Origin of the sequence: Candidatus Thiosymbion oneisti (assembly GCF_900092655.1) — a bacterium.
GTDB lineage: Bacteria > Pseudomonadota > Gammaproteobacteria > Chromatiales > Chromatiaceae > Thiosymbion > Thiosymbion oneisti.
This window is the reverse complement of sequence record NZ_FLUY01001800.1, coordinates 1-14896: the sequence shown is the minus strand read 5'-3', so window position 1 is coordinate 14896 and position 14896 is coordinate 1. Positions and strand designations below refer to the sequence as shown.

Annotated in this window: 15 protein-coding genes; 1 reads left to right on the top strand and 14 read right to left on the bottom strand. The window is 59.9% G+C overall.

Annotated elements, in window-relative coordinates; genetic code table 11:
- Positions 1-159: 159 nt before the first annotated feature.
- From BQ17_RS19220 to clpB, 6 genes are all read right to left on the bottom strand, one after another.
- Positions 160-1284: a DegT/DnrJ/EryC1/StrS family aminotransferase gene (locus BQ17_RS19220; protein WP_256091682.1), complete on the bottom strand. Its 1125-nt coding sequence runs from the start codon at positions 1282-1284 to the stop codon at positions 160-162.
- Positions 1285-1309: 25 nt separating this feature from the next.
- The gene (locus BQ17_RS19215; protein WP_089729892.1) at positions 1310-1630 is read right to left on the bottom strand and encodes a type II toxin-antitoxin system PemK/MazF family toxin; all 321 of its coding nucleotides are present in this window, start codon (positions 1628-1630) and stop codon (positions 1310-1312) included.
- Complete coding sequence (locus BQ17_RS19210) at positions 1617-1994, bottom strand: hypothetical protein (RefSeq protein WP_089729890.1); 378 nt, start codon at positions 1992-1994, stop codon at positions 1617-1619. Before BQ17_RS19210 ends, BQ17_RS19215 begins: the two co-directional genes overlap by 14 nt.
- A gap of 310 nt (positions 1995-2304) precedes the next feature.
- The gene (locus tag BQ17_RS19205; RefSeq protein WP_089729888.1) at positions 2305-3354 is read right to left on the bottom strand and encodes an AI-2E family transporter; all 1050 of its coding nucleotides are present in this window, start codon (positions 3352-3354) and stop codon (positions 2305-2307) included.
- Positions 3355-3364: 10 nt separating this feature from the next.
- Complete coding sequence (locus BQ17_RS19200; RefSeq protein WP_089729886.1) at positions 3365-3772, bottom strand: hypothetical protein; 408 nt, start codon at positions 3770-3772, stop codon at positions 3365-3367.
- Positions 3773-3796: 24 nt separating this feature from the next.
- Positions 3797-6394, bottom strand: a complete 2598-nt coding sequence (gene clpB, locus BQ17_RS19195) for an ATP-dependent chaperone ClpB (protein ID WP_089729884.1) — start codon at positions 6392-6394, stop codon at positions 3797-3799.
- A gap of 389 nt (positions 6395-6783) precedes the next feature.
- Here clpB and BQ17_RS19190 point away from each other — a divergent pair, with 389 nt between their 5' ends.
- On the top strand, positions 6784-7074 hold the full coding sequence (locus BQ17_RS19190; protein ID WP_089729882.1) for a type II toxin-antitoxin system HicB family antitoxin: 291 nt from the start codon (positions 6784-6786) through the stop codon (positions 7072-7074).
- Here the strand turns inward: BQ17_RS19190 and BQ17_RS19185 are convergent.
- The 8 genes from BQ17_RS19185 to BQ17_RS19155 all read right to left on the bottom strand — a co-directional run bounded on the left by BQ17_RS19185 (position 7069) and on the right by BQ17_RS19155 (position 14586).
- Entirely contained in the window at positions 7069-8223 is a 1155-nt protein-coding gene (locus tag BQ17_RS19185) for a restriction endonuclease subunit S (RefSeq protein ID WP_089729880.1), read from the bottom strand. The two genes, BQ17_RS19190 and BQ17_RS19185, sit on opposite strands and share 6 nt — an antisense overlap.
- On the bottom strand, positions 8224-8496 hold the full coding sequence (locus BQ17_RS21155; RefSeq protein WP_141699382.1) for a hypothetical protein: 273 nt from the start codon (positions 8494-8496) through the stop codon (positions 8224-8226).
- A 63-nt stretch (positions 8497-8559) separates the two neighbouring features.
- Entirely contained in the window at positions 8560-10122 is a 1563-nt protein-coding gene (locus BQ17_RS19180) for a class I SAM-dependent DNA methyltransferase (RefSeq protein ID WP_089729879.1), read from the bottom strand.
- Between the two features lie 38 nt (positions 10123-10160).
- Positions 10161-10619 carry a helix-turn-helix domain-containing protein gene (locus tag BQ17_RS19175; RefSeq protein WP_089729876.1) on the bottom strand — a complete coding sequence of 153 codons (459 nt, stop codon included), beginning with the start codon at positions 10617-10619 and terminating at the stop codon, positions 10161-10163.
- A gap of 239 nt (positions 10620-10858) precedes the next feature.
- Complete coding sequence (gene hsdR / locus BQ17_RS19170) at positions 10859-13267, bottom strand: EcoAI/FtnUII family type I restriction enzme subunit R (protein ID WP_089729874.1); 2409 nt, start codon at positions 13265-13267, stop codon at positions 10859-10861.
- 26 nt (positions 13268-13293) lie between these two features.
- Complete coding sequence (locus tag BQ17_RS19165) at positions 13294-13755, bottom strand: DUF6941 family protein (RefSeq protein ID WP_089729873.1); 462 nt, start codon at positions 13753-13755, stop codon at positions 13294-13296.
- Complete coding sequence (locus tag BQ17_RS19160) at positions 13752-14249, bottom strand: helix-turn-helix domain-containing protein (protein WP_089729871.1); 498 nt, start codon at positions 14247-14249, stop codon at positions 13752-13754. The genes BQ17_RS19165 and BQ17_RS19160 overlap by 4 nt, the downstream gene beginning before the upstream one ends.
- Complete coding sequence (locus BQ17_RS19155) at positions 14194-14586, bottom strand: hypothetical protein (protein ID WP_089729869.1); 393 nt, start codon at positions 14584-14586, stop codon at positions 14194-14196. The genes BQ17_RS19160 and BQ17_RS19155 overlap by 56 nt, the downstream gene beginning before the upstream one ends.
- Positions 14587-14896 lie beyond the last annotated feature (310 nt).

The following is a 14896-nucleotide window of genomic DNA, read 5'->3' as shown; positions in this document are numbered from 1 at the left end:
AACCGCGGCAAAGGGCTCATGGATTCCCTCCTCGGTCTGCTGCTGCGCTAACAGTCTGGAATCCATAAAGAGCCTTCGCGGTTATCACCCGTCGTCCATTGATGCGGTTCGTGCCTCCTCGTAGTGCCATCCTGAATGGCCTGCCGCGCTCACCGCATCCTATGCGGCTCGAACCTGTTCGATCACCGCATCCTGGTCGGATTCGGTCAGCCAAGGCGACATGGGAAGGCTGAGCACTCGCCCGGCGGCCGCGGTCGCGTTCGGCACCTGGGCGTTCGGGTCCTTGAGGGCCGGCTGGCTCGGCAGTGGGACCGGATAGTGCACGGCGGTGGGAATACCCACCTCCCTCAGCCTCTCGGCCAGCCTGTCACGGGCCTGGACCCGGATCGTGTACTGGGCGTAGACGCTCCTGTTATAGGGTTCCACGTAAGGGACCTGAACGCTGTCGGCGAGGCGCTCCGTATAGCGCCTTCCGATCCGTTCACGCGCCTCGACTTCCTGCGGAAACACCTCTAATTTTGCGAGCAATACCGCCGCCTGTAGCGTGTCCAGCCGTCCGTTGATGCCGATCAGGGGGTGATGATAGCGGCGGTCTTGTCCGTGCACCGAGAGCCGACGAATCCTGACGGCAAGGGCCTCATCGTCCGTGAAACAGGCCCCCCCATCGCCATAGCAGCCCAACGGCTTGGAGGGGAAAAAGCTCGTGCACCCGATGGTGGACAGGGCACAGGAGCGCCGGCCCCGATAGGTTGCGCCGAAGCTCTGGGCGGCGTCCTCGATCACCGGTAGCCCATGGCGTCGGGCAATGGCGTTGATCGCATCCATCTCGGCGCATTGGCCATACAGACTGACCGGCACGATGGCGCGAGTGCGCGGCGTGATGGCCGCCTCGATCAGGTCCGGGGCGATGTTGTAGGTGCGCGGATCGATGTCGACGAAGACCGGCCGCGCGCCGAGCAGGGCGATCGCCTCGCCGGTCGCGATGAAGGTGAAGGGCGTGGTGATGACTTCATCTCCCGATCCGATGCCCAGGGCCATCATGGACACCAGCAGGGCATCGGTTCCGCTGGAGATCCCGATGCAATACCTAACGCCGACATACTCGGCCAGCCGCGCCTCGAGCTCCGCGACCTCGGGGCCCAGGATATAGCGCCCGTGGTCCAACACCCGCCGGATGCGGGTATCGATCTGTTCCTTGAGCTGGCGATACTGGGCCTGAAGGTCGATGAACTGCATGGATTTCCTCGTGGTCTTGGGGTTTTCCCGGCCGCGGCTGCGGACCACCCGCGCCGGATAACGACAGACCTTATCAGAGCGCGAGCTGGATCCGAACGGCGTTCTCGACAGCACGCAGGTGCGTCGCCGATAGGGTACCGAGCTGCTCGATCAGACGCGATTTGTCCGCGGTGGTCAGCTGATCCGCCATCGCCTTGCTCTCGGCCTCCCTGATGCGGACCCTGGCCTCGCTGGGATAGAGCCTGGAGGTATTACTGCTCAGCGGGACCACCTGCACCCGGTTCAGAAAGCGGTTGGCGGAGTCGTTGCTGAGGATAACGGCGGGGCGGCGTTTTCTGATCTCGCCGCCGACCGAGGGGCCGAAGTCGACCCACCAGACCTCACCGCGACGCATTCGCCACGTCTCCGATCAGGGCTTGGCTCCACTCGGTCGCTGCCTGCTCGCGTTCGGTATCGCTCGCCATCTCACGATAGGCGGCGTCCAGCTCGGTCTCCGGTGCCAGCTCCTGTGCGTGTCGGAGTACGACCTCGGCGAAGTCATCCGGAACCCGAAACCAGAAAGGGTGTCCCCGGCTCTGCGGACTGCCCAAGGGCTGATCCGCGGCGTTGCCGTTCCAGCGGATGCCGACGCCGGGCTCTCCGTCCCAGTCGAGCCGGGCGACGGCACAGTCGTTCGGGCCGCCGTCGTAGATCACCTGCACGTTGGAGATGTGGCGCTTCGGACCAATGACGGTCCTCGGGTCGCGGTAGTCGATCATGACGTTGCTCCTCGCGTTTGATCGGGACGCAGGAAAGATCAGACATATCCCATATACATATAGACATATGATGTCATATTATATGACATTATATATTGTCATATGATATCTATTCGTCATGTATGTTCATACATGAGATCATATCGAGCCCGTAGGGCGGGTCAAGCGCGTGCACCAGGCGCCGCGATTGCCGCGGCGGTGGGCGCGCCGTCACCCGCCGGATGGCAGCCCGCAGGTCGGGGCAGGCCAGGGATGATCGCTATCCGACGGAGATGGCTGGCATACGGCGGATGGCGCAAGCTTATCCGCCCTACGCCGGCTCCGCGGGCACCTTGATCTCCGGGCCGAGCATGATCGCGATGGGGCGAGTCTGGGGGTTGGCGTCGAGGGCGATCTTAAGGGCCATCGTCAGCGGCACCGACAGGAACATGCCCACCGGGCCCAGAACCCAGCCCCAGAAGACCAAAGAGACAAAGACCACAAGGGTGGAGAGACCCAGGCCCTGTCCCATGAATCTGGGCTCGATCATAGTGCCGACGACGGCGTTGACCACCAGGTATCCGAGGGCGATCCAGAGCGCCGACTGGACATCGAGCTGTACCAGGGCCAGCAGGACTGCGGGGATCGCTGCGATGATGGAACCGATGGTCGGCACATAGTTGAACAGAAAGGCCACCAAGGCCCAGAGCGGCGCGAAGTCGAGCTCGAGGTACCAGAGCCAACCCCAGATCAAGCCCCCGGTGAGCAGGCTCATGAGGGTCTTGAGGACCATGTAGCGGTTGATGTTGTCGAGCACGCTCCGCAGCCGCGCGAGGGAGGAATCCGGTGCCCGGAGCCCTGCCTTCAACTTGGCCGGGAGGTTGGATGCCTCGAGCAGGATGAAGATCACGGTCAATACGATCAGGAAGGCATTGGTCAGCATGTCACCCAGACCACCGAGCAATACCCCGGCCATTTCCATGGCCTTGCCGGTATCCAAATAGTCGGTGAGGGCCGCGTACGGCACCTGGATCCCCACGTCTTTTAACCAGGTGACCAGCTCCTGGGTCAATTCCTTGAGCCTCATCTGGTATTCAGGCAGCTGGGCCATGAAGGCGTTGAGAGAGCCGGAGACTAGGACGACGATGAGACCACCGATGGCGATCATGACCGCGCTCGCCGCCAGCAGCGCCAGCCAGGCGGGCGTCCCGCGGTGTACGAAATAGAACATGGTCGGGGCGGCAATGACGGCGATGAAGCCGGCGAGTAGAAAGGGGGTAATCAGCGAGGCGGCCGCATGCAGGCCCGCGACCACCAGCACGAAGGCACCGCTGACCAACAGAAACCGCGCCGCGGGGTTGAATTCGACCTCGGTTGTCATTGCCCTTACCTCACTCGAACGACGGAATCCCGGACTCCAGCCACCAGCCACCGCTAGCCTTGTCGTAGCGCCACAGTTGACGATCCAACACAGCGCGTAGCCGTTGCACGTCCTCGTGGACGTACTCGATGCGGACTAGCTGTTCCGCACTTTCCTCGTCATGCATACGCGGAGGCTCCAACACCTCATAGCCGATGATCCGTAGGTTATCGATGTGCTGCGGGATCTTCCGACGTCGGTCAGGGTGGACATAACCGTAGACGGTCTGAAAATAGCCCCACCGCATGGCCTCTCCGTAGGTGGCGAGGGTTGCCTCCAGGGCCTTGGCCAGATCGTCTTTTTCAGTGGCGCCGGCGCAACCGCCGAGGGTGAGCAGGGCAGCCGAAAAGAACGCGGATAAGGTTCCGTTGTGGTTCAAACCTGTGGTCCCGCAGCTGGTTGTTCAATCGACCCGCTTACCTTCGGTGACCTGCTCGAAATCGAGCCGTCCGTCGCGCAACGCCACTTCGACTGTGTCGCCGGGCCCGAACTTGCCTGCCAGGATCGCTTGAGCCAGCGGATTCTCCAGCTGGGCGCGGATGGCGCGCTTAAGGGGCCGCGCCCCATAGACGGGGTCGAAACCCGCCTCGCCCAGATGGTCCAGGGCGGCGTCGCCGACCAGGAGCCGCATGTCACGCTCTTCCAGGCGCTCCCGCAGATAGCGGATCTGGATGCGGGCGATGGCCCGGATCTGCTCCCGCTGCAGGGGATGAAAGACCACGATCTCGTCGAGGCGGTTGATGAACTCGGGCCGGAAGGCCACCCGGACCACTTCCATGATCGCGTCCTTCATCTCGGCGTAGTGTTCTTCTCCCGCCTTCTGCCGGATGATATCCGAGCCCAGATTGGAGGTGATGACGATCACTGTGTTCCGAAAGTCCACGGTGTGACCCTGGCCGTCGGTCAGGCGCCCGTCGTCCAGCACCTGGAGTAATACATTGAACACGTCCGGATGGGCCTTTTCCACCTCGTCCAGCAGGATAACGCTGTAGGGCCGGCGGCGGACGGCTTCGGTGAGATAGCCGCCTTCCTCGTAGCCCACATAGCCCGGCGGGGCGCCGATGAGCCGGGCTACCGAGTGTTTCTCCATGAACTCGGACATGTCGATGCGTACCATGGCCGCTTCGGTGTCGAACATGAACTCGGCCAGGGCCTTGCACAGCTCGGTCTTGCCCACCCCGGTGGGCCCCAGGAACAGGAAGGAGCCCAGGGGCCGGGCCGGGTCCGAGAGACCGGCCCGGGAGCGGCGGATGGCATCGCTCACCGCGCGTACCGCCTCGTCTTGGCCGACCACGCGCTCGCCGATCGCCTGCTCCATGCGCAGCAGCTTGTCGCGCTCCCCTTCCAGCATCCGGGAGACGGGGATGCCGGTCCACTTGGAGACGATCTCAGCGATCTCCTCGGCGGTTACCTTGTTACGCAGCAGCTTCTTTTCCGCGTGTTCGGCCTCGGCGGCGGTCTCGAGTCGCTTCTGCAGCTCCGGGACCCGCCCGTACTGGATCTCCGACATGCGTGCCAGGTCGCCGGCTCGACGCGCGGCCTCCAGCTCCAGCCGCGCCCGGTCGAGTGCTTCCTTGATGTGGGCGGTCCCTTGGACCGAGGCCTTCTCCGCCTTCCAGATCTCGTCCAGATCCGAAAACTCGCGCTCCAGGCGTCCGATCTGGTCCTCCAGGTCAGCGAGCCGTTTCCGGGAGGCCTCGTCGGACTCCTTCTTCAGGGCCTCGCGCTCGATCTTGAGCTGAATGAGCCGGCGGTCCAGCTTGTCCATCTCCTCGGGCATGGAGTCGATCTCCATACGAATGTGGGAGGCGGCCTCGTCGACCAGATCAATAGCCTTGTCCGGGAGCTGGCGATCGGTGATGTAGCGGTGGGAAAGGGTGGCGGCGGCCACGATGGCCGGGTCGGTGATCTCCACCGCATGATGGACCTCGTAGCGTTCCTTCAGGCCCCGCAGGATAGCAATAGTGTCCTCCACATTGGGCTCGTCCACCAGCACCTTCTGGAACCGTCGCTCCAGGGCGGCGTCCTTTTCCACGTACCTGCGGTACTCGTCCAGGGTAGTAGCGCCGATGCAATGCAGCTCACCGCGGGCCAGGGCCGGCTTGAGCATATTACCCGCGTCCATGGCGCCCTCGGCCTTGCCGGCCCCGACCATGGTGTGCAGCTCGTCGATGAACAGGATGAGGTTGCCCTCCTGCTTGGCGATGTCGTTGAGCACCGCCTTGAGCCGCTCCTCGAACTCGCCGCGAAACTTGGCGCCGGCGATCAGGGCCGCCATATCCAGCGCCAGCAGACGCTTGGACTTGAGCCCTTCGGGCACCTCGGCGTTGACGATGCGCTGGGCCAGGCCCTCCACGATGGCCGTCTTGCCCACGCCGGGCTCACCGATGAGGACCGGGTTGTTCTTGGTGCGCCGGGCCAGGACCTGGATGGTGCGGCGGATCTCGTCGTCGCGGCCGATGACCGGATCGAGCTTGCCTTGCTCCGCCTTCTCGGTCAGGTCGATGGTGTAGCGCTCCAGGGCCTGGCGTTGCTCCTCCGCATTGGCGTCGTCTACCGTCTGGCCGCCGCGTATCTGGTCGATAGCCTGTTCGAGGGCGTCCTTGCTGGCCCCGGCGGCGCGCAACAGGTTGCCGAGCGTCCCCTCGTCGTCCACCGCCGCCAGCACGAAGAGCTCGGAGGAGATGTACTGATCGTTGCGCTGCTGGGACAGCTTGTCCGTCTGATTGAGCAACCGCCCCAGGTCGTTGGAGACGTGCAGGTCTCCGGCCACACCCTGGACCTGGGACAACCGCTCCAGGGCCTCCCCGAGACCGGAACGCAGCCGATTCACATTGACATCCGCCAGCGCCAGCAGATGACGGACCGTGCCACCCTCCTGATCCAATAGCGCCAGCATCAGGTGGATCGGCTCGATGAACTGGTGGTCACGCCCGACTGCCAGGCTCTGGGCGTCCGCCAGGGCCATTTGGAATTTTGCCGTGAGTTTGTCCATGCGCATGGGTGATCTCTCTTTCAGTATCACTACCCGGAGGTCGTCTTAAGAGATTGTCTGAAAATCAAGGTGCCTCGATGTCAACTGCCGGTCGAAGAATTCAGCCGCAAATGAACGCAAATCAAGATCACTGCCTGAGATTTGCAATAATTTACCACTACCGATTCGCCGTGGGGTAGTGCCTGATATCCGGGTGCATCCCGCCGGCCAGTCGCCAGCTACCAGCCGGCGACTGGTAGCTGGTCGCCCTGATTCGCGTTCATTCGCGGCAAAAAACAATTCCAATTGGAAAATAATGCAAAATGGTATAGTTTGGCGTTGCAGCGGACGGCTTTGCTGCAGGTGAGCTTGAATGTTGGGTTTGTTACTCCACAAGACTTGAGAAGAGAGATAAAATGATTTCCAACGATAATTTGTCATTTACGGCTATAATCGAACAGGATGAAGACGGTTATTTTGTTGCTACGGTTCCATCACTGAAAGGTTGCCACACGCAGGCAAAAACTTTGGAAGAGTTATATCCAAGACTTCAAGAGGTTATCGAATTATGTCTTGAAGAAGAACAACCGACAAATATGAAATTAATAGGCGTCCAACAGATTCAAATCAGCGGAGCAAAATTGACTGGAAATTCAAAGGGAAATTTTGATTGCAGAAACATTCCTATTAATGACATCGGCTTATAGCTCCCCCCTAAAGGCCCGGTCGAGGATGGCGGGGAGCAGGGCGTCGAGTTGCAGGCCAGCCGATTCGCGGTCCTGTTTGGCGATAGCCAACTGTTCGGTGGTTGTTTTGATCTTTTGTTGCCACCTGATGGGGGGTAGCCAGATTTCATCCGAGAGTAAGACATCCTCCTTTAACCGGATTCGCCGATTACCTGCTCCTCCGCCAATCCCAGTGACTTTTCGCTTAATCGCTTCCCAGACTACCGGAGTTGAAAAATAGGCCAGCATAAACTCCGGCAATATCCTGTCAGTTACACATGCAAACGCGGGAAATTCGTTTGAAACATGATGTTGGTCATAGTCCTTGCCAATGATGGCGAAAGCCCCCTCATAGGCGTTGAGACGCCCATAGATGAATTGTCCCTCACGCACTCGGTAGAGCTTCGATGCCTTGATCTCATCACCGGACAGCGGAGCCTTTTTAAATAAGCCCTTGGCGAAGCTGTAGATGCCGAAATGCGGGTACTCTTTTCCAGGCTCGACCTCCACGGGATCGAATACCTGGGTGAGCACCTCGCCTAGAGCCACGCGCTTCCAACCTTGTGCCAGCTTTTCATCATCGGTGAGGTCATTCCGATGAGCCATTGCCACCAGCAGGGAATCCATGTCGGTCCGGATTGCCTGTCGCAGTTGCCTGGCCTGGTCGATCTTCGCGGCCAGGGATTCGATCTTGGCGACAATGCGGTGTTGTTCGACGATAGGTGGCAATGGTACTTCGACCTGTGCAATATCATGTACTTTCAGCGAAACATTTGCAGTTCCTTGCATCAGGGGAACCAGCAAATAATCCTTTTGTGCTTGAAGAAAGAAATAGAGGTATCTCGCATTGCAGATATACGGGTCTCTCGGAATCAATGCCACAAGGAGGTTTGCTAAAGCAAATCTTCCACTCTGGTAATGAACTCTGTGCAAAGCTGCGTTTCCGTGCCCCGTAGAAGAAACCAATGGCACACAGACTGCTTCCGTATCAAATTGATAACTATCAGAGGTACGGCGAGATTTAGCAGTAACAACCAGAGGATATTCACCAGGTGATGTTTTCATTGTTGGCGATGATCCTTTTTCCATCTCACAGAGTTCGCCAATTGAATAAGTATCTATGTAACTCATTTAGTGACCACAGTTTTTAGGAGATCCTCCATAAGTTCCATCACCCACCGCTCCTTCTCCAACATATCGGCGATCAGTTCTTCCGGTGACCGGTGCTCCAGATGTAGGGTAGGCTGCGCCCACCAAATCGGTGGCCGCTGGTGTATCAAGAACAACACCTTTACCGTACAGCTTTATGGATAACTTTGGGTAAACTTTCAGTTCCGGGGCTGCGATGTAATCCTTATTTTGCTGAATGACATCAGCAAGAGGTACGGAAGTATATCTATTCATTCAGCAGCCCCGGACAAATCTATTTCCACCACAGAGAACACAGAGTCCACAGAGGAAAGTTGCTCAAACATTCTCTGTGTCCTCTGTGCCCTCTGTGGTTAATAATTCTTCCCTCAAAGATTCCATAACCCCCATCACCTTTCTCTCCTTCTCCAGCATATCGGCGATCAACTCTTCCGGTGGCCGGTGCTCCAGTGATTCCAGGCTGTTGGGGTTTTTGATATCGAGATTGGCCGAGAGCAGCTTGCCTGTTTGGTCATATTTCAAGACATCGGCGGCGCGGATCTTCCAGGCCTGGGCATTCTCCGCGCGCCGGTTCCACCAGGCCAGGCAGGCGTCGAATTCGGTGTATTCCATGGGCTTGGTCTTGGTGTATTTCTTGCGCCCTTCCGGCGGTGGGAGCTGGTAGAACCAGATGTCGCCGGTGGGACCGGAGCGGTCGAAGAAGAGCAGGTTGGCGGGGATATCGGTATAGGGGGCGAAGACGCCTTCAGGCAGGCGCACGATGGTGTGCAGGTTGTAATGCTTGAGCAAATCTTCCTTGACGCGGGCGGCGATGCCGTCGGCGAACAGGGTGCCGTTGGGCACGACCACGGCGGCGCGTCCGCCCTGGTCCGATCCTGGCCCCGGCCGTTTGAGTTTGCGCATGATAAGTTGCAGGAATAAGAGCGCGGTTTCGGCGGTCCGCAGGTCTTCGGGGAAGTTGCCGAGGATGCCTTTTTCCTCCTCGCCGCCGAAGGGCGGATTGGTGAGGATCAGGTCCACCCGGTCCCGGTCGCCGATTTCGCGCAGGGGAAAGCGCAGGCTGTTTTGGGGATCGATGCGGGGGTATTCCAGCCCGTGCAACAAGAGGCTCATCTGGACCAGCAGGTAGGGCAGGGGCTTGGCCTCGCCGCCGTAGAGGCTGTTGTTTTGCAGGGTCGCGCGGTCTTCGACGGTACGGCACTGCTGTTCCAGGTGGCGCATGGCCTCGACCAGAAAGCCGCCGGTGCCGCAGGCGGGGTCGAGGATGGTCTCGCCCAGCCTGGGGTCGGTCACCTCTACCATGAAGCGCACCACCGGGCGCGGGGTGTAGAACTCGCCGGAGTCACCCGCCGCGTCGCGCATTTCGCGCAGCATGGTCTCGTAGAGGCGGCTCAGGGTGTGCATCTCTTCTGATGAATTGAAGTGGATGCCGTCGATCTTATCGATCACATCGCGCAGCAGGTAGCCGTTGAGCATGCGGTTTTGCAGGCCCATAAAAACGGTGGCGATGACGTCGCGGCGGTCGCCGCCGGCGGCCCCTTGCAGGTTGCGCAGGTAGGCGAACAGGCCGGGGCCTTCACGACCGTCGGGCAGGACGGCTCGCTCCTGGTTGATGAAGGCGATCAGCTCGTCGCCGGTGATGCCGCCCTCCGCCGCCGCCCAGTCGCGCCAGCGGTAAGGCGGCTCGATGGCGGATCGGAAGGTCTTGCCCTCTAAAACGGCCTCGGTCTCGCGTCGCTGCTCCAGGTCGTCGAGGAATTTGAGGAACATTACCCAGGTAAGGATCGGCAGCCGATCCAGCTCGCCGGAGAGGCCCTTGTCCTTGCGCATGGTCTGGCGGGCGGATTTGATGATGCCGGCCAGTTGTTGGGCCGTGGTCATGGGTGGTTCGGCTGTTTTTTTTCTTGGCATGGTGGCGACTATCGGCGTTGCGCCCGATCAAGTGCGGGCGGACTCTGTTGCGAATAGCGGCTTGATCTGCATGCGGAATCGCTTACCGAGGAGGATCTCCGGTTCGGCTCACGGATGAGGACATCGGCGGAGAGGCCAAGACCGCTGCTGAGTTTGCGAATCATATTCAAACTCAGCGGTCGTTTGCGATTGAGGACCTCGGAGACCCTGGAGGTCGAACCGATATATTGCGTGAGATCGTTTCGGGTCAAACCCATTTGGTCCATGCGAAATTGAATGGCTTCGACCGGGTCCGGCGGTTCGATGGGATAGCGTTCACGCTCGTAATGTTCGACAAGCAATGCCAGGAGGTCCAATTCATCCGCCTCCGCAGTACCGGATACCGGATCTTTGTCCATCAGTTGCATCAGGCGCTCGAGTGCCTGCTGATGCTCCTGATCGGTTTTGATGATTTTTGCCCGGTTCATGGTATGCACCCGATCAAAAGCGTTGCTTGCTTGTATTCGGCATGGGTTCCGACCCATTCGACAACCGCGATGCCGTTTCGATAGTTTCACAACGGCCTGTCGATGGTAGGTTGTGCCACCCCTCTCGGTGGGCACAGCCCACCCTACTTATTTCCGAGACTATTTTCACCACAGAGAACACAAAGTCCACAGAGGAAAACTGCTCAAGCATTCTCTGTGTTCTCTGTGCCCTCTGTGGTTCAATACGAATACAGCAAGCCCTGGAGCTGGTCCATCGCCTGTTTCATCCGGGGGGCGCCGCCAAAGAGTTCGGCGATTTCCACGACATTGCCGTGCTCGGAGATGGGTGGCACTTGCAGGGCATCGGGGATGCTGAACTGGCGGGGACCGAAGTCGGTGTATTTGTCGAGCAGCGCGGTGAGGATTTCCCGCGCCTCCGGTCCGTATTGGTCGAAGAAATCGGGCTGGTTCCTGCGCAGATAATCGGCGCGCTCTTGCCTGGTCCGAAGCGGCGTATCGAAGGCGAGATGGCAGAGCAGGTCGAGGGGGTCGGCGTCGGGCCGTCCGGTCGCCTCGGCCAGTTCCTCGAAGGCGATACCGCGCTCTGCCAGTTCCAGAATGACTTCTTCGCGCTCGAGGGGATCGGCCCAGCGGTCTTGCAGTTCGTCGGCCGAGGTAAACAGGGTGCGGACCTTTTCCCCGGCATAGTCGGTGAATTGCACGACGCGGAGCTGATTGCCTTGTGCGTCCAATTCATAGACCAGGTGGGCGATGATTTCGATGTGCCCGCCGTCCACATAGAATTTGCGCGGTTCTCCCGGTGATGGAGGGGCGGCGATTACTTTCCCTCCTCCTTCTTTCCCTCCTCCTTCTTTCCCTCCTCCTTCTTTCCCTTCATCTTCACCTTCATAATCCGGTGGCGGTGGTTCTTGGATGTCGTCATCTTCCGGTCCTATTTCATGCCCTTCGCCGTCGATGGCGATCTCTTCCTCGATTTCCGGGTAGCCGTCGAAATCGGGGTCGGCGAAGTTCCGAGTCGCGGAGCCGGTGTAGTCGAGGATGTTGAACCAGGTCTTGCCGTAGTCTTCGCGGATGCGGGTGCCGCGCCCGATGATCTGCTTGAACTCGGTCATGGAGTTGACGACTCGGACCAGCACGATGTTTTTACAGGTGGGCGCGTTCACGCCGGTGGTCAAGAGTTGCGAGGTGGTGAGAATGACCGGGCTGGTGGTCTCCAATTCCTGAAAGCGGCTCAGGTGCCCGGTTCCGACCTTGCCCTCTTCCGAGGTGACGCGGGCCACATAGTCCGGGTGCCTGCGGACCAGATCAGCGTTGCGGTTGTTCAGGGCGCGGCGCATCTCGTCGGCGTGTTCCTGATCGACGCAAAAGACGATGGTCTTGGCGAAGCGGTCCGTGCGTCCCATGAACTCGGCAAGGTGGCGGGCAATGGCCTGGGTACGGGCGCGCAAGGCGATGGCGCGCTCGAAATCTTTGGTGTGGTATTCCTCGTCGGGGATTTTCCGGCCGTAGCGGTCCACTTCGCCCTTGCCGGGCCGCCATCCGGTGGCATCCGCCTGGGTCACGACCCGGTGGACCCGGTAGGGGGCGAGGAAACCGTCATCGATCCCCTGGCGCAAGCTGTAGGTATAGAGTGGGTCGCCGAAGTATTCGTAGGTATCGCGGTTGTCCTCGCGCAACGGCGTGGCGGTCATGCCCAACTGGTAGGCAGGCTCGAACCATTCGAGGATTTCCCGCCAATTGCTGTCGTCACGGGCACTGCCCCGGTGGCACTCGTCCACGATGATGAGATCGAAGAACCCCTGCGGGTATTCACGATAGAGACCGGGACGGCGGGAGTCCTCGGCGATGGCTTGGTAGATGGCGAAGTATATCTCCCGGCTTTTGACGGCTTCGCCTTCGATCTTGTGGCGGGCATCGCCGAAGGGGGCGAAGGTCTTGTCCTTGGGATCGTCGACCAGCAGGTTGCGGTCGGCCAGGAACAGGATGCGCGGCTTGCGGTATGCGCCGGTGCGGTTCCAGCGGGCATTCCACAGCTTCCAGCTGATCTGAAACGCTACCAGGGTCTTGCCGGTGCCGGTGGCCATGGTCAGCAGATTACGGCGTTTGCCTTGCAGGATGGCCTGCACGGCCCGGTTGATGGCGATTTCCTGGTAGTAGCGCGGGGGATTGTCGGGAACGGGGTGATAGGGGGTCAGCAGTTTCTCCGCGACCCCGTCTTCCAGTCCTTGGCCGGCCTTCAATCTGGAGAATAGTTCCGCCGGCGATGGGTAGGCCGCCAGCTCGGTTTCCCGTCCGGTCAGGTAGTCGAATTCGATGATTCGGTGACCGTTGGTGGCATAGGCGAATTTCAGCCCGAGGATTTCGGCGTATTCCTTGGCCTGCTGCAAACCTTTACCGGGCGGGTCGGATTCGGGCTTGGCCTCGACCACGGCCAGCGGAAAATCGCGGGTATAGCGCAGGAGGTAATCGGCCCGTTTCCGGTCCCGGCGGCGGACGACACTGCCCCGCACCTCGACCCGCCCGTCGGTGAAGGTCTGCTGTTCGGTGATGGAATGCGGATACTGCTCCCAGCCCACCGCCCTGAGCTTGGGGGTCACATGGGCCCGGCAGGTATCCGCTTCATTCAATGTGGAATCCACTACCGGAGGTCATCTTAAGTTTGCTTGGGAACCGCGTCGACCGGGGGCTGGGCCTGATCCACTTTCAGCCCCTTGCCGTGCAATTCTCCGTCCTCGGTCCGGACGCGGACACTCAAGGTACAAGGTCCATCAAATCGCATCGGGGAGAAAGTAGCCGTAACTTGATTTGCCAGAACGCCCATTTTTCTTTGTTCTATCGTCAGGTCCTTGGCCGAGTCGGAAAGGGCCGTTAATTGTGCCTCATCGGAGGCGATCTCCTGCACGATTTCTGTATCCTTCAAAAGACGCAGATTAAGAGAACGGAATGGCTCCTCGGCAGGCGTTAGGGTGTTCACGAACAGGCACAGCTTGGGAAGCGTGACCGGAAACGCGGGAACCAATAATTCTCCCGAATAGACCCCGATAAAGGAGAGCTTTCCGCCCATCTCGTGGCGGATGTCATCACAAAAGAGGGTCTCGACGTAGCGCGCGATCATTTCCGTTGCGCCTGGGCGATGGCTTCCTGACGTTTGAGCGCCTGGTCCAGGGTATTCAGGTCGATGCCTAAGGCCCTGGAGAGCTTGCGGCAGGTCTCGATGGTCAGATTCTCCGTACCTCGCTCGATACGGGCGATATGGGATTGGCTGGTCCTCAGCTCCGCCGCCAGACGGGCTTGCGACCATCCTTTGCGCAACCGCAGGGTACGCACCGTGTCACCATCCTCGCCATAGAAGGTGTCGGCGACCCAACGCCTGCCTGCTTCCAGGGCGGCACGGCGCTGGCCGTCCTGCTCCCACTTGCCCACCAATTGACTGATGGCCGTGTGTTTAGCGGGGACCTGGGGCTGGAACGCAGTGTAGTCCTCGAAAATAAAGACCTGGCACTGGGTACGGCTGGTGGTTTCGACTGCCGTACCGGGCGGAGCGAAGACCTTCTCAAAGCGCCTGATAGGCGCAGAGGATGCGCCGGCTGATCGGGTGGCTTGCATCATAGTTGAACTCCCTCGGCGCTATGGCCAATACGTGGTAGTGCTGCCTCCGTGGCTCGAAGGCGTAGACGACGCGATAGCGAAGTCCCTTAGCTTCCAGATCCCATAGCTTCAAACGCCACAAATCCTGCCCCTTTCGCCAGTGCGCTTGCCACTTGCTGACGTGAAAATCTGCCGACCGATGAGCGCCGTAGTCGTGCTGGGTCAGGCGGTCCAGCAAGTCGGGGTCGCCTTCCAGTTGCGCCAAGAGGGCCAGGATTCGGGCCGCCGCCTGAGGTTCCTCCTTCCAGAGAGCCTCCAGGTCGGCCTCGGCATCATCGTGTACGAACAGGGCAATCAATATATCTACCTAGATATAAGCTGGTCAATACTAGTACCTCATTTCGCTTGATATTGCGGGTAGAGTCGCTTGAGCTTGTGCGAGCTTTCTCACCCGCAATGCTAAGAGGCTGTCTAAAATTAAGATACTGATTTTAGGGCATAAAATCTGTAAATTTCGCGCTCGTTCCCACGCTGGAGAGACTGTGAAAGAATTCGCCCTTGGTCGTGGCGAGGGTAAACTCCCGGTCGGGCTCGATCCGAGAGGGTGAGATTGATGGCGAGAGGTTACAAGCCAGGCGTCGCCCGTGCCCAGGCCGCACGCCTGCCCG